Raw genomic sequence first — 18,851 nt, 5'->3', positions numbered from 1 at the left:
TCCGATCCTAATTTTTCTCCTATTATACAAGAAATACCCTATAGAACAGACTTTTTTTTAAGTGTCTATTCTATAGGGTACATTTTAGAGTGTAGGTTACTTTTTATTCTGCATAGCATAGATTTAGATGGCGCAAAATGAAAATAGATTTATATAGTGATTAAAAACAAAATTATACAAATAACTTGACGTAACGAACATTCATTCGTATCATGAAATTAATTCAACATATAAAGGAGCGTTACAAATGAAACAATCAATTACTCCATACTTAACATTTAACGGAAATGCTAGAGAAGCATTAGAGTACTATAAGGAAATTTTTGAAGGGGAAATTCAAGAACTTCAAACATTCGGTGATTCCCAATTCCCAACTCCGCCTGAAGCTGATAATCGTATTATACATGCCCGCTTCAAAAAAGAGGGATTATTCTTTATGGTATCTGATTCATTTTTAGGTCAACCTGTTGAAATTGGAAATCATATTTCCCTAGCACTTGAATTAGATAGCGAAGAAGAAATTCAAAAAATTTATGCAGCACTAAGTGAAAAAGGAACTGTATTTATGGAATTACAAGATACATTTTGGGGCGCAAAATTTGCCAAAGTGAAAGATTTCTTTGGTGTTATTTGGGATTTAAATTACACAAAAGCTTAAATCGTTCTTCATGGAAAAAGGTGCTTTCTATACGAAGCACCTTTTTTATATAGCATTATACAACCTGATTGATTGATTCATTGATTCATTCATTCATTTATCTTCTCTATTTTGTTTCTTCCTATTTACACCTTTTAAGGTTTTACATGCACACAAAAAGCCACTCTTTCTAAAAAACACTAGAAAGAATGGCTCAGTTCAATCTTCTATTAATGAAATTTTTCTTCATCCCTCACTAATAGACAACCTTCATCAATAAACAGGGACTATTCTTATTTCATTGCACGTACTTCAGCAACAAGTTTATCGCCTTCTACACTCATATAAAGCTTCACAGGTACATCCTTTGTATTTTCAAACACTAAATCTAAATATGGGTATGCTATTGTAGCATCTCGCCCTTTTGGAACATACCCAACTGTTTTGGAATGCGTTGTTCTCTCTACCATTTTTAAACCAGCCTGATCTGCAGCATTGAATAGAGTAGATGATGTTTGACAAACACCGCCTCCATAGCCATCTACTAGTTTGCCATCGACAATTTCTTTACCTAACTGATATCCTTTGTCTGGCGTTGTATCTCCAATTAATGAATTAAAAGAGAAACGATCTCCTTTTCCTAAGACAACCCCGCTAACGTTACTTGCAGATAGACGAATATTTTCAATTCTACCTCCAGTAGAGCCACCTAAATTCGTTTCATATCTACCGATTACTGCACCACTTCCACTAGCATCATTTGGTGTTGCTACTGGTTTTTTCTCAACGATTGGTAATTGATAGGAAGAATCCCACATACCTACATTCATTAATTTGTCTATTAACTCTTTTTCCATTAATTCATAAGAAGGTTTACCTTCTTGCCACGTTCCATCACTTGCCATACGTGAAGGAACCATCTTTTTATCAACGCTTTTTCCAACTTCACCAGCAATCTTCGTTACTTCTTTTTTAAATTTATTTTCATCTCCAAAGTAGCCTAAGTCTGCTAAATTTAACTTTTTCACTTCAGTTCCACTTCTAGGATCTACTAAACTGATACTATCATTGACATCTGTTTTAGCCTCTACCGCATGGTCACCCATATCGCTTACTAAAGCCACATCGCTAACTTTGGTGCCACATCCACTCACTACACCAATACATATTGCCCCTATTACTATACTTTTTACTTTACGAAACAATATACTCTCTCCTTTTCCCTAACAACTTTTCATTCTTTATTTCTCTAATTTTATGTATATATGGTTACAGAACATTACGATATGATTATAGAATATTACAATCTGATTTCCACTCTATTAAAATTACTCTTTTCTCTGTAAAATGTCTACACATATTTGCTTAAAACACTTAACTTTGTTAAGATTGTAATCTTTATCTTTTTTAACCAGTATATACCATGTAACAAGTGAAAAACAAATGTAATACATTGATATTTTATATTTTTTGTATGTTAGACCATTTTTGAAATGATCTTTACAAGCTCCCTTCAAATTATAAGCACCTACTTTATGGGTATTTGCCGTGCCACCCATCCGCTCTTGCACATACATTATGGTGAATTTAACCTAATTTTAAAGAACGGAGGATGTTTATGTATACCTACAATCCATACGATCCATATAACCCTTATATACATCAAGCGCAATATGACCTTCAACCACAATACCAACCATATATCGAACAAACAGAACAAATCGATCCATATGATCCAAATAGACAATTTCAAATCCCTATTTCATTTCCAGGTGGCGGTAATCGCCAGTTAGAGAGACGCGTAAACCAGCTCGAGCAACAAGTCAATCAACTTCAGCAAACAGTTGAACGCCATACACGCAGGCTAAATCGCTTAAATCAAAGATTACGTACCGTGGAAAACAGGCTGAACATTCCATTTTCAGCACTTGAGGATGGCTTTTAATTTGTAAAAATAAAAAACCATATAAGGAAGGGACCTCCCTTCTTTTATCCCGTTATTCGCGGGCAGTAATACTCCCACCTCAAAATTCGGTGAATGCAAAAAAGTAAGGTGAGAGATAAACTGCCCGTAAAAGCCCGATTGGTTCAACTAATAATCAGTTGGGGGATGAACGCCCCCCACTGATTAAAGTTTCACTGTATCAAATTGACGAATGTTTTCTCCATCTCTATACTGGTAAGAGTCAATGAAATGAAACAAGGTGATAAATATGGATTTTGAAATAAATTTTCTTTCTTTCTATGTTGTACAAGTTGAAGGAAAAGGTGAACAAGCAGATAAACGATATAAGCATTTCCAAACATTAGATGCTGATGAGTATGAAGATAGCTCCTTAAAAGAATTCCTAGATGGGGAATTATTAAAAATATCGAAACGAAAAGTAGAACGGCATGCAAAAACAGAACAGGCGCCGACAAAAATCGGCCGATTTATCGTAGAACCTGGGCACGAATTAGATTCAAATCCTCATTATAATTTATTTAACCGTATTCGCTTTGCGGAAACGAAAGAGAATTTCAAAGATATGAGCGAACCTCTTGTTTATACATATATCGATACGAGCGCTGTACGTGGCGGTGTATTTTTAGTTGCTCAAGCAAAACTACGAAAATACTTCGATGATCCATTCGTCTTCGTTATGAAATGTGATTTCGAACCAAAAGTCGCTTCCATCTCTGACGAAGCAACACTTATTCGCAACGTCGAAATGGCGATTACGACAAAAAACATGAAGTCAATTCAATACCCATACATGCCAGAAGAAGGCATCGTAGAAGTTGGCGAATTAAAAATCCACCAAGCTTCACATGCCCGCTACTTTGAAGACTTCTTGAAATTCGTTGAATATGAGCGCTCTATGCCAGAAATTATGAAAACACAAGTTATGGACATAGTATACGACCAAATTGAAGATGTATTTGAAGAAGGTACTGAAGAACGAGAACAATTTGACCAAGCGATGGAAGTATGGGCTGCGAGTCCAAAGCGTGAAATTATGGAACAGTTTTCAACAGAAGAAGTAATGGAAGCTACCGCTCAAATCGTCGAGCATGCTCCTGAAGTTGAATTGAAAGTAAAAGCTGACCATATCTCTGTGAAGGCACTACTTGCCGATTTTGGAGACCAGATTCATATCGCGAAAGTAAATGACAGATATGTATTAATGATAGAAGCTGACACGTTAACTTTCGAACAAGGTTTTTCACCGATAGAATTCCTTAAACCCGACGATTTACATGAAGTAGTCGATCGAATTATAAAAAAAGGGGCGAATCCGTATCTGGATTAAGTTTATTAGTGTAAAGGTGACGTCTAAAATCATTAACTTGTGTTCACAGATGTGACCATAAATCACTAACATTTACGGTTCTAACATTGAATAACAGCTTCCATACTATAGTTTTATTGAGCGCTAAATATTGGCGCTCTTTTATTTTTCCCTTTATATATGTGTCCAGGGTGTAGCCAGCAAAAATATACGGATACTAAAACCTTCTATTACATAAATTACTCCATCGCTAACCAATCGAAAAATACTCCATTACCTTATGTAGTCCTCTTTAAGGATGCCGTATATTTCTAAATCGATTACTCCTTTACCAGACCATAAAGAAGCTTGTCTTAACAATCCTTCTTTTATAAAACCGTTTTTTAAGAGGACTTTCTTTGAAACCTCGTTTGCAGGCATGACCTCTGCTTGAATTCTGTTTACATTCACTTTTTCAAATAGAAACTTTACTAACCTATGAACGGATTCAGTTGCAATGCCCTTCCCCCAATACTCCTCTGCCAAAAAGTAGCCAATAGATACCATATTCACTTTTTGGTTAAAATCCATAGATTCAATAATTCCAACTAATTTATCACTTTGATTCTTCTGAAAGATACCCCATTTAATTCTGCTTTTTTTATGATAATCCCTATCAAAATGACCAATCATCTTTCTTACCGTTTGTAAGTTATGTTTAGGAATGATTCCGCAATATTCAAATACTTTATCATTGTCGTAGATCGAATATACTTCCTGTAAGTGTACCTCTTCGATTTTTCTTAATACTAGATTCACAGATTCCAATACTGGGAAATCTCCAAAAACCATTTCAATATTCATTTTATTCTCTCCTTAGGTTATTCCTTAATTGGTATATAGTTTTTCATTTTCATTTCATTCGGAATTGTTGAATTTAAAACATCAGTAATTTCAAAATTTGGCCCCTCTCTTCTCTCATATTTAGAATTCGGTAACCATGTTCCATAGATGTATCTTCTCTTGTTTTGAACTAAATCAATAGGCCCATTGACTTTAAATTCAGCATATTTATCCTCTGGAATTTCAAGATTTACAAAGCCATTTTCTAATTCCGTATTAAGTTCCTGAAATTCTTCTCCAACAATAAACAAATAATGACCCAACCCTATGAAATTGATCACAAATATGGCTTTCATCTTTGTGATCATCATACCCTACTTTCTCTTAAAGCTATTAATCCAATTAATTATTTTTAATAGTTAGGCTGAATATATCCTAATCTTAATCCTTTGGTTACAGCTTCTAACGAGGATGAAACATCCAACTTGTCAAATATATGTTGAATATGGTTTGAAATTGTACGTTCACTAGCATATAAGATAGAAGCAATTTCTTTACGCTTATATCCATCACATAGTAGTTGTAAGATTTGTTTTTCACTATCAGTCAATTCTTCAATATAATCTGTAGATATTGGAAAAGAACCTGTACCCTTATTAATCTCAATTAAAACTTGTAACAGCTTATCTGGCATAATGTTTTTATTGACGAAACCACTTACACCGATTTTTTGAGCTTCATAACGATAAACAGGTAAATCATATCCTGTTAGCATAACTATTTTCGTGTCACATTTATGATCTATAATATTTTTTGCTACTCCTAAACCATCTTCACTACTGATGTTACTTAAATTAATATCTATCAATGTAATGGCTGGCTTGAAATCATTGATAACTTCGATGATCTTGTCTATATTTTGCAATGAGTAAAAATGGTCTATTTCAGGACAATCTTCTAAGGCTATTTCCAAACTCTTTGCAAATAAAACGTGGTCATCTATTAATAAAATATTTATATGAATCATCTCCTTTCATAGGAATAAGAATAGTAACACATAAACCAGAAGGATTGCACTCTGAAACTGTCATTTTACCGTTTAATAAAAACAGCTGCTCTTTAATAGAATGTAATCCTCGATTCTCATTAAAGGCACACTGCCTATTAACATTTAAGCCTACACCATTATCTTTTACTATAAGTTCTATTTCATCATTTTCTTGTTTCAAACTCAAAACTAACTTTGAACATTTAGAATGTTTAAATGCATTCGTTACCAATTCTTTTAAAATTCGGTATATAAAAAGGTGATAAGGTTCGACTAAAAATAAATCTTCATTACAATTAAAAGATATTTCAACATTTTTCGTCCCATATCTTTTCTGTATCATTTCAAGTAAATTGCTATAATTGTCTTTCAATGTAAGTGTTTTTAATAATGTAGGGTGGTACTCTTGCATTTGTGCTCGTATAGATAAACTTAAATTTTCTAACGTTTTTACTATCATTTCACGAATCTCTTCTTTGTTAGATTTATTCATCATATTTTTAACAGCTAATATGTCTTGCAATATTTCGTCATGTAAATAATTAGAAAACTCACTTTTAAGCTTCTCCTCTTTAGCTATCTGCACGAGATTCTGAGCATAAGAGCTTTTTGAAAGGATATTGGAATCTTCTGTATCAAAATCTAAGATAGTTCTCTTAATATCTTTATATACTAAAGTGAAATAAAGCAAAACAAACCAGAAAATCGTGTGTATGACGATAAAATAAGTCATTATATTAAACTTAAATAACAAACCTAGTGAGATAATAAAAACAAAGAAAAATAAACCCATTAGTCCAATTTTAAATTCCTTCAAAAGAAAATATCGCTTAATAAATTTATGATTTTTAAAAGCAATGGTATGAATATTAAATAGAGGAAAGAGAATCATTATATACCACCCTAAATTACTTAGATATTTCGGGCTTTCCTGGAACAGCAAAATATAGCTAACAAAAGGGATGAACAAGATAACAAAAGACTTAAATAAATGCTTTTTTTCGCTTTTTAAGATAAATATAATTCGTTTTCGGTTTTTTAAAAATAGAAAAACAATACAAATAGCACTTAAAATGAATTGACATAAAAATAGAATAGCAAACATTTTATCGCTTATTAATTTTACAATCACTGTCAACACACATATGCTCTGTAAAACCCAATCTTTTTCTTTCTTATAGGCATAGACGGAATCTTGAAAAAAGAATAAGAAAAAAAATTGTACCGTCTCATATAAAACTACTACGCTAAGAAGCATACTGATTGTATAAAAAATTTGATCTTCATTAAGTGTTAATAAAAACTGCCATGAAGCAAGGATTATCAAATTAGAAAACTTCCACAAAACAACATTCCCTCTTATATTTACAAAGCCAATATATGCTCCGTAAATAAACATAATAGTTATAAGTGTTAACGGAAGCACTTTTTCTGTTCCCACAATATTATTTCGCGAAAATTCATAGCATAAAAAAATAATCATACAAATTTGGTTAATTAAAATAAGGATTTGTTTTTTTTCATAATATTTTTCCATAAACTCACTTACCTTTACTAGATGAATCCCATATAAAGCTAATGCTCAATTATCAACATTAGCTTTATACGAAAATTTTTACTTTTTATTGTTAAAAACAATTTTATAGCATGCTCGTTTTGTTAACAAATAATAAATGGCATACACCAAGGTGAAAATAATTACCGCAAAAAGAATAGGTAATATAACAGCACTGTCTCTTCCTAATACATCATCCATTAAAGCGGACTTGTAAGCTATGAGTGCAAAAATACTATGAGTTACTCCTAACACATAAGGAATACTAAATAGCGTAAAAACTTCTTTACTAATTATCTTTTTTATCTTTTTCTTGTTATAGCCCATTCTTTTTAAAATCGTAAACTCATCTTTGTTCGACATCATATTAGAAAGATTATGGAAATAAAGAATGCTACCTGTTGCGATAAAAAAGATGATCGTAATAAAGGTAATAAGCAAAAATGTTGAACTATTCTCATGCATAATTAACTCACTTCTTTGATAACTACTCGCAAAAAAAGCGTTGTTTTTAAATAGTGGAGCTAAATTTTCATACGCCTCTTTGTTATCTCTCATATCTATTCCATCAATGCTCATTATCGTCTTTTCTGGAAGTCCAAAGGCTTTTATTTCATTATAAAGATTGTCTGAAATAACCAAGGTACCAATACTATTTGCAAATCCAATTGGGTTAAGTAATGTGGTGTCTTTCACTTTGATATCTACACTATTTGTAGGGGTTAACGTCAAAGTATACACATTCCCTTTATCTAAATTCTCTTTCTCAGGTCGATATTTCACTAGGACACTTTCATTGTCAGTTAACTTCTCAAACTCTACATGTTTACCTTGAATCTTTATAAGCCCCCTGTAATCTGATTCCGAGATAAGATCAAATCCAAACGCTTCTTTCGCGCGATATTCCTTAGGTAAATGATCCGAGGAGGAGGTTCCTTGAATAATAGTTGTTTCTTTGTATTTCATATTTTCTTTTCCCACAGTATCTTCCACGATTTTGATTGCTTGAGTAGCTACTTGTTTGTCCTCAACGGGAAACTCAATAGCTGACGGTATGATACGTTCTATGGCAGCAACAGGATAACAAAGAGACAGTACAGTGGAACCGAATATAGCTAAAGTTCCTGCTGCTAATAAAGTTAATAAAATTAAAGTCTTCGCCTTTGAGCGAATTTTATAGATGAAATTTGGAAGGGTAATAATATTGGATTCTTTGTAAAGCCAGGTTTTCCGCTTTTTCAATCTTTGAATTGAAAAAGGTAAAAAAGAATGAATAAAGAGTATTGTTCCTATTACCACACTTAACATTGTTACAAGGGCAATCGGTGAAAACCCTATAGTTTTCCACAATGATTCTACTCCTCTTGTAATATCAAAGGCTAAGAAATAACCAATCCCTATCAATACTAGCCCTAATATCGCGAAGATTCCATTAATCTTAACCTGCTTTTCTTCCTTTTTTTCCAAACGTACCAAAGTAAGTAATGAACTTCTCCGAAGGATTATCCAGTTTGATAAAAAGAGCATGACTAACACAGCAAGCACAAACACTAAAGAGAACAATACCGCGTTCATATTAATAAATTGTACTTCAGAAGTTTCTATTTTTAATTTTAGTACTGTGACTATTGCCTCGACAATTCCTTTATGGGCAATAGCACCAAAAACGATTCCTACTATTAGGGATGCAAAACAAATTAAAGTATTCTCAATAGTTAATAGTTTTATCATGCTTGACTTTCGATACCCTAAAAGTGAATAAATTCCAAGCTCTTTCATTCGTCTTTTCATAAAAAAGGTGTTGGAGTATGACATATAGAAAAGTACAAATGCCATAACAAAGATTGCTACCGTTCTTGACATTGTCTCCACTCTACCGTCAGAGGAGATTTTCTCCATAATAATCTCGTTCATAGAAAAAGAAATGAATGAAAAAAATACTGTAAGTACAAACGTTACTGCGATGAAATAAAATGAATAAAAAGAAAAATTTTTCTTCAAATTCTTTTTGGCTATTGTTAATAATCCCATTTTTCTGCTCTCCTCTCCTCCCTTATTTATGTCGATTTTCATCAACCTTAGAGATTTCCCTTAATATCTCTTCAAAAAAAGCTTTTTTATCTTGAGCATTTCTTTTTAATTCTTTTATAATATTCCCATCTTTAAATATAAGGATTCTGCTTGAAAAACTTGCTGCATAAGCATCATGGGTTACCATTAAAATTGTCGTATGAAGCTCCTGATTAACCTCACTTAATTTTTGAAGTAATTCTGTTGCAGAATTTGAATCTAATGCACCTGTTGGTTCATCTGCAAATAAAATACTTGGCTGTTTTGCAATCGCTCTTGCTGCCGCAACTCTCTGCTTTTGACCTCCAGAAAGTTGACTAGGGTACTTATCCAATTGCTCAAATATTCCGAAACGGTTCGCTAAACTATTTATGGATTCTTCAATTTCTGCTGGGGATTTATGTAACAAAGTAAGCGGCACAGCAATATTTTCCTTTACCGTTAAACTATCAAGTAAAAAATACTCTTGAAAAATAAATCCTAAATGATCTTTTCTAAAATCGGCAGATTTATTATCATTAAGTGTTTTAATATTGACGCCATTTATCAAAACATCTCCAGCTGTAGCTGTATCGATAGTTGATAGGATATTCAATAAAGTTGTCTTTCCTGATCCAGACGCTCCCATAATGCCAATAAATTCACCCGATTCGATATCAAAAGATACTTTATTCAGTCCAGGTAATTGGTTCTTATTATAAATTTTTGTAACGTTTTTTGCAGATAGTAATAGATTCATTATCTGTGCTCCTTTCAATTTATTAATAAGCTAAGTTTATTATTAAACACAATATAAGGGCATGAGTAAAAAACGCAATCTTCTACTCACACCCTTATATTGTGTTAATTAAAGCTCCATCCATAAATAACTTATCATTAAATAAAAGAAAGTATGAACATCCTCTATATGTTCCTGTATACGAAACTATCCTCTCGCACACACAAAAAAAGCCAACCCCTATACTTTTGATATAGAGGTTGACTAAAGTCCCTTTATAAATAAAAACTATTTTGAGATATTGAACGCCCCGCCATAGTAATACTGATCTCCAAGTTTCATTATAGCTACATATTTACCTGGTTTGTATACAGGAGTTATCTTTGTTATGAATCTACTATTATAATGATGTTCTGCGTGAGAATCATAAATTGTTTTATATCTTTGCAATGCACCGTTTTCATTTATACGATATACCTTAACAATACCAGTATCTTTTCCCCCAGTTTGAACGTTTACGTCAAAAGAATCACCATGCTTCAAATTACCTACTGCCAGTTCCTGTAGATAGTCTGCATTATGATGTATTTCAAAAAAAGTTTTCCATCTCCAATCATCTACTACCAGTGATGCATATTGAATAGGTTTTACCTCTTTTGTTGCTGCAAACACTTGTTTTGGTGTTTCAAAAAGACCTACTGATGTGATTCCTCCTAATGCAATAGTTCCGATAAGCGCTACTTTTCCTAATGTTTTCATACTTTGTTACCTCCTGAAAATGAAATAGTTTCGTAATTTCAAGACATAATAAAGTGAAACTTTAATCAGTAGGATTTTCTTTATCTCCACTGATTATTTGCCCTACCCCATCGGCTTTTACAGGCAGTTAATCCCCACTCGTTAGATTTTCAGGCGGGATCTTACTGCCCGTTCATGCAAGATAAAATATAAATGGAATCCAAATACTAGTTTTGTAACTATATATATTAGTGTAACATTTATCAAAGGAATAAACAAATTAGAAAAATCTGAATTTTATTCGAATCATTTTATTACGAATCAGTCCCACTATACATTCAACTACCTTTTCTCCTCTTGTTTCTCCATTTCAGCTAGCACTTTTAATTGCCACTCACCTTTCTTCACTGCTGTAGTGAAGTATTTCTGTAACAACAATACTGTACGAGTATCAATATAAAATCTTTCCGAAATATTTTCCCACGTATCACTATTTTGAAATAAATCCCAAGTAAATGGACGTTGTTTATTTTTCTTCAATTCTTTAAATACCCATTTTCTCATCTTCTTTTTCGCTTTTTCTGTTAATTGACCGTTCTTTACAAGTATAAGTTCTCCGTGCCTCTTATAGCGTTTATACATATCCTTTTCCTTACATACTTTGAGAAATATATTTGCGGTATTTTCAGCATCTGCAAAAGCACGATGCTGCGTTCCTTTCCACTCCAAGTTAAATTGTTCCACTGCAAACTTTAAACTCGGTGTATGTATAAAAAATTCTTCATATGCTTGAAATACAAATTTTTGCAAATCAAATCTTCTTTTTTTCTCAAAGCACGGGCATTCTATGCCATGAAGTTCACAATCTTGCGAAAGAAATCGATAATCTTCTTTTCCCCATGAAATAAACATGTAGTCCTCTCCAATAAAATGAATAAAACGCTCCATAACTTGTGGAAAACTTTCCATTCCGATTAAATCCCGCTTTGTAATTCCTGTTAATTTTGTTGTATGACGCGTTAAGGGTGCGCTTGGCTTCACAAGGGCAGAAAATTGTCCCTTCATACGCATTGTTCCTGCTTCCATTTTAATAGCCCCAATATCAACTACTTCCGATGGATCATGCGATTTATATGGCCGAAAGTTTCTTTCCACATCCAATACAATATAATACTTAGGTTCGTTCAAGTCGCATACCTCTTCCTTAACTGATGATATTTGTAATTATATAGTTCCCACTAGGCAAACTCACAAAACAAAATATATAAAATGTTTTTATATATTTTGTTTTGTGAGTCAATATGAATGAATATTCAGATATCAACACACATCAACATACAACGAGCTAAATAAATCATATCCAATAAAAAATGCAAAAAAAAGAGAAGGGCAAACCCTTCTCTTTTTAGTTCAATTACTTCTTAACTACGTTAGTAGCTTGTGGTCCACGGTTACCTTGTTCTACTTCGAAAGTAACTTCTTGACCTTCTTCTAAAGTTTTGAATCCGTCGCCTTGGATAGCTGAGAAATGAACGAATACGTCTTCTCCGCCTTCAACTTCGATGAATCCGAAACCTTTTTCTGAGTTAAACCATTTTACTTTACCGTTTTGCATGAAAAAATCCTCCTACAATGTACCTATATGTACATATTCATTTTCAACCACTTTACAACAATAATGAGGACAGTAAAAAACTGTAACCACAAAGGAGATTTAACATTGCTATCCTCCTCTGAAGTTACAGCTCATTTAAATCTCTATATTATTAAAAGTAAAATGGTTTATAATCACTATATCACACCACTATAATAAAAGTAAAGCTAATTTTATTTTCCACAATATTTTTTTCCACTGCATCATTTTTGATTCTCCTGATTAACAATTCGCTAGCCATGTCCTTTAATAGAAACACACGACAAACTGTGCTAATTCCAGCTTATTTCCTTTGTTGGAAAACGTTGAATCTTCCAGTTTTCACCACGATCCATACTACGCATAAAAATCCCTTCGTCTCCTACACCATAAATTACCTTACTGTTACTAGTAAATATTGGAGTTTTTAGACGCAGTTAACGTTTCCGCTTTCCATCTTGTTCAATGAATAGGTCATCACATGTATATAAATCCTTTTTCATTTTTCGACATCTAAATCCCTGTTATGCAGAACAAAAAGTAACCTACACTCGTTTGCTCTCTCTGTTTTTACTTCGCATGTGGCAGGAAAAGGCCCTGACCGCCTCTATGCATGGCCAGATGCTCTCTTCCCCCTAAAAAGGAGGGGTTTTATGTCGCTTTTTAATTGATGTATATATAGTAGCTAACATAATTCCCCCATCTATCTGACCATTTATATTATAATTGGTACTCCCACATTCATATTCATCTCTTGTCAAATCATCTATATCCACGTATTGTATAATCAGCACTTTATATTCATAAAAATGCATATTTCGACTTTTATTCAAATTTAAATAATGAGGAGTCTTTACGATGAAGAAATATTTTATTAAATTTTTTAAAGTATCCTCCATTTTGGTATTGTTGTTGTTAGTAATAGGTGCTGTCATTTTATTTGGCACTTCATACGGACATAACTTACGTGTAATTGCTGCTGAAAGTATTTTAACTTCACAACATCCGCAGTATGCAAAAATCACATTGTTGTCCGATAAAGAGTTAAACGATATTTCGCAATCCATTACAAATCCAAAATGGGAAAATAGTGCGTTTTCCAATTCCTTAAAACTTTCAAAACAAGAACTAGAAAGAAGAAAGCATTTACCGCTTAATGTCTCAATTGAAACAATTAAAAAGAAATATAGCGATCATTATTTTGAAGGAAAATTGATGACAATTAGCAATCCATTAAACGTAAAACTTGTAACACAAAAAGGTTCACAAGGAAAAGATGTGGGTGAGAAAATTTATGTAATGGCTAAGCGTAACCATGCGTTGGCTGCTGTAAATGCCAGTGGCTTTTGGGATGAAACAGGTCATGGTGGTGGTAAAACCGGTATCGGCATTGTTATTGAAAATGGTCAAGTCATCAATACACCAAAAGATATCAACACTCCAACTCTCATTACTGGATTGACAAAATACGGTCAAATGGTTACAGGGGATTATTCTGCTGAACAATTATTAAATAAAAATGTTGTTTCTGCAGCTGGGTTCATGCCACAACTTATTGTAAATGGAAAAAAAATGATTACAAATGATGGTGGATGGGGATATGGTCCTCGAAGTATTATGGCCCAGAAAAAGGATGGATCTATTATGTTTTTCATCATAGACGGAAGACAGACACATAGTATCGGGGCTTCTTTAAGAGACTGCCAAGACATTCTCTATGAAAAAGGTGCAGTAAATGCGATGGCAATGGATGGTGGTTCATCCGCGACATTATATGCACTAGGAGATATTTTAAATATTCCTTCTACCTTATCTCATCAATCTCGATATTTACCGAACGCTTGGGTTGTAACTGCTAACCAAAATCAAAAAGTACATGTAACCATCGATGGGAATCCAGCAAGTTCAGAAAAAATCGCTAAAGTAGTTGGACCAACCGCTATAGCTCTTAACAAATAAAGATGATTAAACGTACACTTTTGTTATCCTTACTTTCATAATTGAAAAAAGCACGAATGATTCGATGAATCATTCGTGCTTTTTATCTTATTTTTTAAAAATACCAAATGGTTTCCCTACTGGTAATACAACTTTTCCAAAATGTGTATTTAACACTGCAGCTGCTGAACCATAGAAAGATAATAGTGAGATACACAATTCAGAGTATGCTGCTACATTGTGCATTGCATGTGGCATAACACCTAAAGTACTTAATGAAAGACCGATAAATAAGAAATCAATAAGGACAAAAATCATAAATAATACTTTATGTGTTTCCATTGCGCCAATTGTCATGAAGACCGTAAAGATTAGGTATCCAATAAAGGCTACACCAAGTTGCTTTGGATCTGCAGATTGTGCTAATTTTTCACCAAATACTCCAAGTTGAATTAACCAAGACGTTCCAACACCTAACCAAAATAGGCCATACGCACCGAAAGCAGTTGTACCGAACGTATTGTTATGCTTTGCATCGTGAATGCATGCAAAGAGTTGTGCAAATCCTCCTAAAAAGATTGCCCATGGCAATATAAGTGAAACACCATCTGTTAAACCTAACTTTTGTGATGATGCTACAAGTGTTACCATTGCTAATCCAAATAGACCAATTCCAGATGGATCTGCTGTTGTCATTTTTACATGATGTGTAGTTTGATTACTCATAAAAACCTCCTGATTTTGAACACATACCTGAATACAATACTGAAATCAGAAGGCTATGTCAATGGTTTTTATTGTATGTTGTCAGACTTCTTATTTTTGTAACAATGAACGATACATTCTGCCACTTTATAGGGCTTTATATTCAAATTTAATACCTCTTTCATCGGGACCCATATCGGAACGTATTGTCCCCTATTCGTCTCCGTAAATTCTTCTGCTTTACCGCTACCGAAAACACCGTCCATAATGTACAAAACATTCATGAATTCTCCATTATATTTGTGATTATAATCACTTCCCCCTCTTTCCTAAGCCATTATGCTTAAAACATACGAATAACAGAGGAGTGATTCATATGGCTATACCTTTTACTAAAACATCTATTGTAGGTGAAATTGTTACTGCTTTTCCACAATCGAGTGACTTGTTTAAAAAGTACCGCATTGATTTTTGTTGTGGAGGAGACAAAACAATTGAAGTAGCAACACAAACAAAAGAAATTTCATCTGACGAACTTTTAAAAATATTAAACCAACAGTACACTTTATATAAATCGAAAAATAATGAATCTACAAATTGGAGTGAAGTTAATCTTTCTACACTAATTGATCATATTATTGAAAAACATCATCACTTTATTCAAGAAGAATTACCACAACTTAGTCCATATGTAACAAAGGTTTTTCGCGTACATGGTCAAATAGAGTCGCATTTAAGTATCGTTCATCGACTTTTTCATGAACTAAAATTAGAACTTGAACAACATATAATGAAAGAAGAAACTCTTGTATTCCCACTCATCAAAACATACGAACAAAATCCGACTGAAGAAAATTTAGTTTTGGCAATTGAAAGACTTGAAGAATTAGAACAAGAGCATGATAAAGCTGGCGATCTTATAAAAGAATTACGAATCATTACAAATGATTTTACTCCTCCAGAACATGCATGCCGCACATATCGTATGGTCTATAATCGTCTAGAAGATTTTGAATCTGATTTATTTCAACACGTGCATCTTGAAAATAATATTTTATTCAAACGATTACTTTCTTTAAAATAAACAAAAACGCTCCTCACAAGAGGAGTTTTTTGTTTATTTTAAAGAGTTTGAGGCATCAACATGATAAAAATTCCCACCAATGTTCGTAATAAGTAAAAAAACAGGCTGTTACGAACAGTAATAATTCCTTTTTCATAAACAAATATTCTATACTATACACATGGACAAATCATCCAAACCAATTTATTAAAAAATGCTATATACATCCATTTTAATTTTTCGGCATCTAACTCCCTGCTATGCAGAAGAAAAAGTAACCTACACTCGTTGGCTCTTTCTGTTTTTACTGCGCATGTGGCAGAAAAAGGTCCTAACCGCTTCTATGCACGGCAGATGCTCTCTCCCACTTAAAAAGAGGGGTTTTATGTCAGTTTTTTAATTGATGTATATATGTACGAGAGGAGTTCAGTAAAGTATGCGCTATGTTATTGTAACAGGTACTTCACAAGGATTAGGCGAAGCAATCGCTACACAATTGTTAGAGGAAAACACAAGGCTCATTTGTATTTCTAGAAGACAAAATGAAACACTCATTGAAAAAGCAAAACAAAAAGGTATTCCTTTCACATTTCACTCAACTGATCTCCAAGATGTACACCATTTAGAAGCTCATTTTGAAACAATCTTTTTATCCATCGAAGAAGAAAAAGTCTCATCTATCCATTTGATTAATAATGCAGGTATACTTGCTCCAATGAAACCGATTGAAAAATCAGAGAGTGAACTTTTAATTGCAAATGTGCAAATTAATTTAATTGCCCCAATGATTCTTACCTCTTCTTTTATGAAACATACAAAAGATTGGAAAGTAGACAAACGTATTATAAATATTTCCTCAGGTGCTGGCCAAAAACCATACTTTGGATGGGGTGCTTATTGTACAGCGAAAGCTGGTGTAAATATGTTTACACAGTGCGTCGCTACAGAAGAAGCAGGGAAAGAGTATCCAGTCAAAACCATTTCCTTTGCCCCAGGTGTTGTGGACACAAGTATGCAACAACAAATTCGTCAGACAGAAAAAGAAGATTTTATAAACTTAGATCGCTTTATTGCTTTAAAAGAAGAAGGAAAATTACTTTCTCCTGAATACGTCGCTAAAGCCGTTGTTCATCTATTAGAAACGAATGATTTTGAGCAAGGCGGCGTGATTCGTATTGATGAAAAATAGTTTCATAGAAAAAAGCTCGCATATAAGCGTAACGGGTTCAGTTACGAGAGAGAAAATATAAAGTAACACACAAATTAGGGATGTAAATCACATATGATTTAGCATCCCTTTTTTTATTGTTATTACAGTGTTTAAGCACTTTTATATAGTTAAATAGCGTTCTAAATAACAAGGTAAATAGCAAAGGTACATAGATTTATGTACTCTTGCTATTTTATGTGCTAAAATCATTGCCAAAAAGGTTGTTTATCAGAAGACCTTACACCATTCAATGAACCAAAAGCTTTTTATAAGCAAGGGAAAAGTAAAGTCGGAGCACAAATATGGCAATGTAAGTCTTGTAAGAAAAAAACGAATATGATGCCTAATACAAAGCAATCTATCGTTTATAATCAACAAAAAAATGATATTGTTCCTACCTTTGCGAAACTCCTTTTAAATAAGACACCAGTTAGTCGTACTTGCGAAATTTTAGGGATTGGTAGAGGAACGTACTACCAAAAGCTAGAATGGCTATATCGTCGCTGTTTAGAGTTTATAGAGCGATATGAAACTAAACCATTAAAACAAACTTCTTTTGATGAAATTTGGCTGAACACTGCTAAGATGACCTATCTCTTGAACAATGTTCGTAGAAAAGGAATGGGTGGCAGAAAATACGATAGCGTTGAAGACACTCAATTCCCTACAAATGTAGTCATTACCGCTGAGATTTTCTCTCGATATGTATTTCGGTCAGATATAGCTTATGATTGGAACGCCTCAATGGAAGATATAGCATTGGCTACGGTTTTATTTAAGGAAGACCACTTGAATGAATTTGCTAAACGACACGCTCGGTTACGCTTTTCGCATTATCCGCAGCCACCTTCTCATAATGATACTCAAACCAAAGAGGAGTATCACAGGGAACTATTAAAAGTGGAAAGAAGAGATAAATATATTGAGGGATTACACGTCAATTCGACATATACAACAATGGCACACTATTGGTTAATAAAACATCTTTTGAACGCTTCTGAGTGGAGATTTGTGACTGATAGGGACAGTTCGTTAATGACTGCTTGCTATCGCATTTTCGCTAGAGAATTTAAGCTAACTGATGCACATCACTTCATTAGCCAAACAAATAAAACGAAAACACGAAAGCAAGCATATGAGGAATTCAAACAAGCTCAACAAGACCTCTACGATTGGGGATTACTGACAAAGTGTTTGATTTAAAAGATATAATTTACTTTAGATAGTTCACTCAAATAATGGTGGACTATATTTTTTTAAAAGATAAATGGAAAATTTATGTTAAAATAATTATAGAGATTGTGAAAAAATGTTCTTAAACTAACGGTCAGGTTACTTTAAGAAGGATTCTTCAAAGGAAATGGTGAATATCATATTTTGAAGGAGTGATTGCAGTGGAGTAAGTGATTTTTTTAATCTTGGTTAAATACTTTGAAGGAAGG

18 protein-coding genes and 2 pseudogenes are annotated in these 18,851 nt (G+C 33.2%); 7 read left to right on the top strand and 13 right to left on the bottom strand.

Annotated elements, in window-relative coordinates:
- The first annotated feature begins 247 nt into the window (after positions 1-247).
- A complete protein-coding gene (locus ACIQ7L_RS27245) occupies positions 248-658 on the top strand; it encodes a VOC family protein (RefSeq protein WP_400573243.1) in 411 nt (136 codons plus the stop codon).
- A gap of 272 nt (positions 659-930) precedes the next feature.
- On the opposite strand, the gene ACIQ7L_RS27240 is transcribed toward ACIQ7L_RS27245, so the two are convergent.
- Positions 931-1,842, bottom strand: coding sequence for a VanW family protein (locus ACIQ7L_RS27240; RefSeq protein ID WP_400573241.1), 912 nt, complete (start codon positions 1,840-1,842; stop codon positions 931-933).
- Positions 1,843-2,255: 413 nt separating this feature from the next.
- On the opposite strand from ACIQ7L_RS27240, the gene ACIQ7L_RS27235 reads away from it, so the two are divergent.
- Positions 2,256-2,582, top strand: a complete 327-nt coding sequence (locus ACIQ7L_RS27235; RefSeq protein ID WP_400573239.1) for a hypothetical protein — start codon at positions 2,256-2,258, stop codon at positions 2,580-2,582.
- 268 nt (positions 2,583-2,850) lie between these two features.
- Positions 2,851-3,930 carry a DUF3900 domain-containing protein gene (locus ACIQ7L_RS27230; protein WP_400573237.1) on the top strand — a complete coding sequence of 360 codons (1,080 nt, stop codon included), beginning with the start codon at positions 2,851-2,853 and terminating at the stop codon, positions 3,928-3,930.
- Positions 3,931-4,182: 252 nt separating this feature from the next.
- On the opposite strand, the gene ACIQ7L_RS27225 is transcribed toward ACIQ7L_RS27230, so the two are convergent.
- From ACIQ7L_RS27225 to ACIQ7L_RS27180, 10 genes and pseudogenes are all read right to left on the bottom strand, one after another.
- Positions 4,183-4,752: a GNAT family N-acetyltransferase gene (locus ACIQ7L_RS27225; RefSeq protein ID WP_400573236.1), complete on the bottom strand. Its 570-nt coding sequence runs from the start codon at positions 4,750-4,752 to the stop codon at positions 4,183-4,185.
- A gap of 17 nt (positions 4,753-4,769) precedes the next feature.
- Positions 4,770-5,066 (bottom strand): annotated as a pseudogene (locus ACIQ7L_RS27220) (GyrI-like domain-containing protein); the annotation flags it as partial.
- 77 nt (positions 5,067-5,143) lie between these two features.
- The gene (locus ACIQ7L_RS27215; RefSeq protein WP_400573234.1) at positions 5,144-5,758 is read right to left on the bottom strand and encodes a response regulator transcription factor; all 615 of its coding nucleotides are present in this window, start codon (positions 5,756-5,758) and stop codon (positions 5,144-5,146) included.
- Entirely contained in the window at positions 5,727-7,316 is a 1,590-nt protein-coding gene (locus ACIQ7L_RS27210) for an ATP-binding protein (protein ID WP_400573233.1), read from the bottom strand. The genes ACIQ7L_RS27215 and ACIQ7L_RS27210 overlap by 32 nt, the downstream gene beginning before the upstream one ends.
- Positions 7,317-7,394: 78 nt before the next feature.
- A complete protein-coding gene (locus ACIQ7L_RS27205) occupies positions 7,395-9,365 on the bottom strand; it encodes an FtsX-like permease family protein (protein WP_400573231.1) in 1,971 nt (656 codons plus the stop codon).
- 22 nt (positions 9,366-9,387) lie between these two features.
- Positions 9,388-10,143: an ABC transporter ATP-binding protein gene (locus ACIQ7L_RS27200; protein ID WP_400573229.1), complete on the bottom strand. Its 756-nt coding sequence runs from the start codon at positions 10,141-10,143 to the stop codon at positions 9,388-9,390.
- A gap of 267 nt (positions 10,144-10,410) precedes the next feature.
- Positions 10,411-10,881 (bottom strand): DUF5065 family protein, encoded by a 471-nt coding sequence (locus ACIQ7L_RS27195; protein WP_400573227.1) that lies wholly within the window; start codon positions 10,879-10,881, stop codon positions 10,411-10,413.
- 321 nt (positions 10,882-11,202) lie between these two features.
- Positions 11,203-12,048: an exonuclease gene (locus ACIQ7L_RS27190; RefSeq protein WP_400573226.1), complete on the bottom strand. Its 846-nt coding sequence runs from the start codon at positions 12,046-12,048 to the stop codon at positions 11,203-11,205.
- Positions 12,049-12,274: 226 nt separating this feature from the next.
- Positions 12,275-12,475, bottom strand: a complete 201-nt coding sequence (gene cspB, locus ACIQ7L_RS27185) for a cold shock-like protein CspB (RefSeq protein ID WP_001179149.1) — start codon at positions 12,473-12,475, stop codon at positions 12,275-12,277.
- A 314-nt stretch (positions 12,476-12,789) separates the two neighbouring features.
- Positions 12,790-12,996, bottom strand: a pseudogene (locus ACIQ7L_RS27180) (hypothetical protein); the annotation flags it as partial.
- Positions 12,997-13,351: 355 nt separating this feature from the next.
- On the opposite strand from ACIQ7L_RS27180, the gene ACIQ7L_RS27175 reads away from it, so the two are divergent.
- Positions 13,352-14,452 carry a phosphodiester glycosidase family protein gene (locus ACIQ7L_RS27175; RefSeq protein ID WP_400573224.1) on the top strand — a complete coding sequence of 367 codons (1,101 nt, stop codon included), beginning with the start codon at positions 13,352-13,354 and terminating at the stop codon, positions 14,450-14,452.
- A gap of 87 nt (positions 14,453-14,539) precedes the next feature.
- On the opposite strand, the gene ACIQ7L_RS27170 is transcribed toward ACIQ7L_RS27175, so the two are convergent.
- Entirely contained in the window at positions 14,540-15,157 is a 618-nt protein-coding gene (locus tag ACIQ7L_RS27170; RefSeq protein WP_400573222.1) for an acetate uptake transporter, read from the bottom strand.
- A gap of 68 nt (positions 15,158-15,225) precedes the next feature.
- Complete coding sequence (locus tag ACIQ7L_RS27165) at positions 15,226-15,420, bottom strand: NUDIX hydrolase (RefSeq protein ID WP_400573220.1); 195 nt, start codon at positions 15,418-15,420, stop codon at positions 15,226-15,228.
- Between the two features lie 92 nt (positions 15,421-15,512).
- Between ACIQ7L_RS27165 and ric the strand changes: the two genes are divergently transcribed.
- From ric to ACIQ7L_RS27150, 3 genes are all read left to right on the top strand, one after another.
- The gene (gene ric / locus ACIQ7L_RS27160; protein ID WP_400573219.1) at positions 15,513-16,220 is read left to right on the top strand and encodes an iron-sulfur cluster repair di-iron protein; all 708 of its coding nucleotides are present in this window, start codon (positions 15,513-15,515) and stop codon (positions 16,218-16,220) included.
- Positions 16,221-16,635: 415 nt separating this feature from the next.
- On the top strand, positions 16,636-17,388 hold the full coding sequence (locus tag ACIQ7L_RS27155; RefSeq protein WP_400573217.1) for a (S)-benzoin forming benzil reductase: 753 nt from the start codon (positions 16,636-16,638) through the stop codon (positions 17,386-17,388).
- 357 nt (positions 17,389-17,745) lie between these two features.
- Positions 17,746-18,612 (top strand): hypothetical protein, encoded by an 867-nt coding sequence (locus ACIQ7L_RS27150; RefSeq protein ID WP_400573215.1) that lies wholly within the window; start codon positions 17,746-17,748, stop codon positions 18,610-18,612.
- Positions 18,613-18,851 lie beyond the last annotated feature (239 nt).

The sequence above is a fragment of the Bacillus sp. NPDC094106 genome (assembly GCF_044764345.1).
GTDB lineage: Bacteria > Bacillota > Bacilli > Bacillales > Bacillaceae_G > Bacillus_A.
Note: the sequence above shows the minus strand (reverse complement) of the source record. Positions and strands in the feature narration are given on the sequence as shown.

Coding starts and splice junctions, on each gene's coding strand:
- ACIQ7L_RS27245 (WP_400573243.1), top strand. CDS start 248: ATGAAACAATCAATTACTCCATACTTAACATTTAACGGAAATGCTAGA.
- ACIQ7L_RS27235 (WP_400573239.1), top strand. CDS start 2,256: ATGTATACCTACAATCCATACGATCCATATAACCCTTATATACATCAA.
- ACIQ7L_RS27230 (WP_400573237.1), top strand. CDS start 2,851: ATGGATTTTGAAATAAATTTTCTTTCTTTCTATGTTGTACAAGTTGAA.
- ACIQ7L_RS27225 (WP_400573236.1), bottom strand. CDS start 4,752: ATGAATATTGAAATGGTTTTTGGAGATTTCCCAGTATTGGAATCTGTG.
- ACIQ7L_RS27215 (WP_400573234.1), bottom strand. CDS start 5,758: ATGATTCATATAAATATTTTATTAATAGATGACCACGTTTTATTTGCA.
- ACIQ7L_RS27210 (WP_400573233.1), bottom strand. CDS start 7,316: ATGGAAAAATATTATGAAAAAAAACAAATCCTTATTTTAATTAACCAA.
- ACIQ7L_RS27205 (WP_400573231.1), bottom strand. CDS start 9,365: ATGGGATTATTAACAATAGCCAAAAAGAATTTGAAGAAAAATTTTTCT.
- ACIQ7L_RS27200 (WP_400573229.1), bottom strand. CDS start 10,143: ATGAATCTATTACTATCTGCAAAAAACGTTACAAAAATTTATAATAAG.
- ACIQ7L_RS27195 (WP_400573227.1), bottom strand. CDS start 10,881: ATGAAAACATTAGGAAAAGTAGCGCTTATCGGAACTATTGCATTAGGA.
- cspB (WP_001179149.1), bottom strand. CDS start 12,475: ATGCAAAACGGTAAAGTAAAATGGTTTAACTCAGAAAAAGGTTTCGGA.
- ACIQ7L_RS27175 (WP_400573224.1), top strand. CDS start 13,352: ATGAAGAAATATTTTATTAAATTTTTTAAAGTATCCTCCATTTTGGTA.
- ACIQ7L_RS27170 (WP_400573222.1), bottom strand. CDS start 15,157: ATGAGTAATCAAACTACACATCATGTAAAAATGACAACAGCAGATCCA.
- ACIQ7L_RS27165 (WP_400573220.1), bottom strand. CDS start 15,420: ATGAATGTTTTGTACATTATGGACGGTGTTTTCGGTAGCGGTAAAGCA.
- ric (WP_400573219.1), top strand. CDS start 15,513: ATGGCTATACCTTTTACTAAAACATCTATTGTAGGTGAAATTGTTACT.
- ACIQ7L_RS27155 (WP_400573217.1), top strand. CDS start 16,636: ATGCGCTATGTTATTGTAACAGGTACTTCACAAGGATTAGGCGAAGCA.
- ACIQ7L_RS27150 (WP_400573215.1), top strand. CDS start 17,746: ATGATGCCTAATACAAAGCAATCTATCGTTTATAATCAACAAAAAAAT.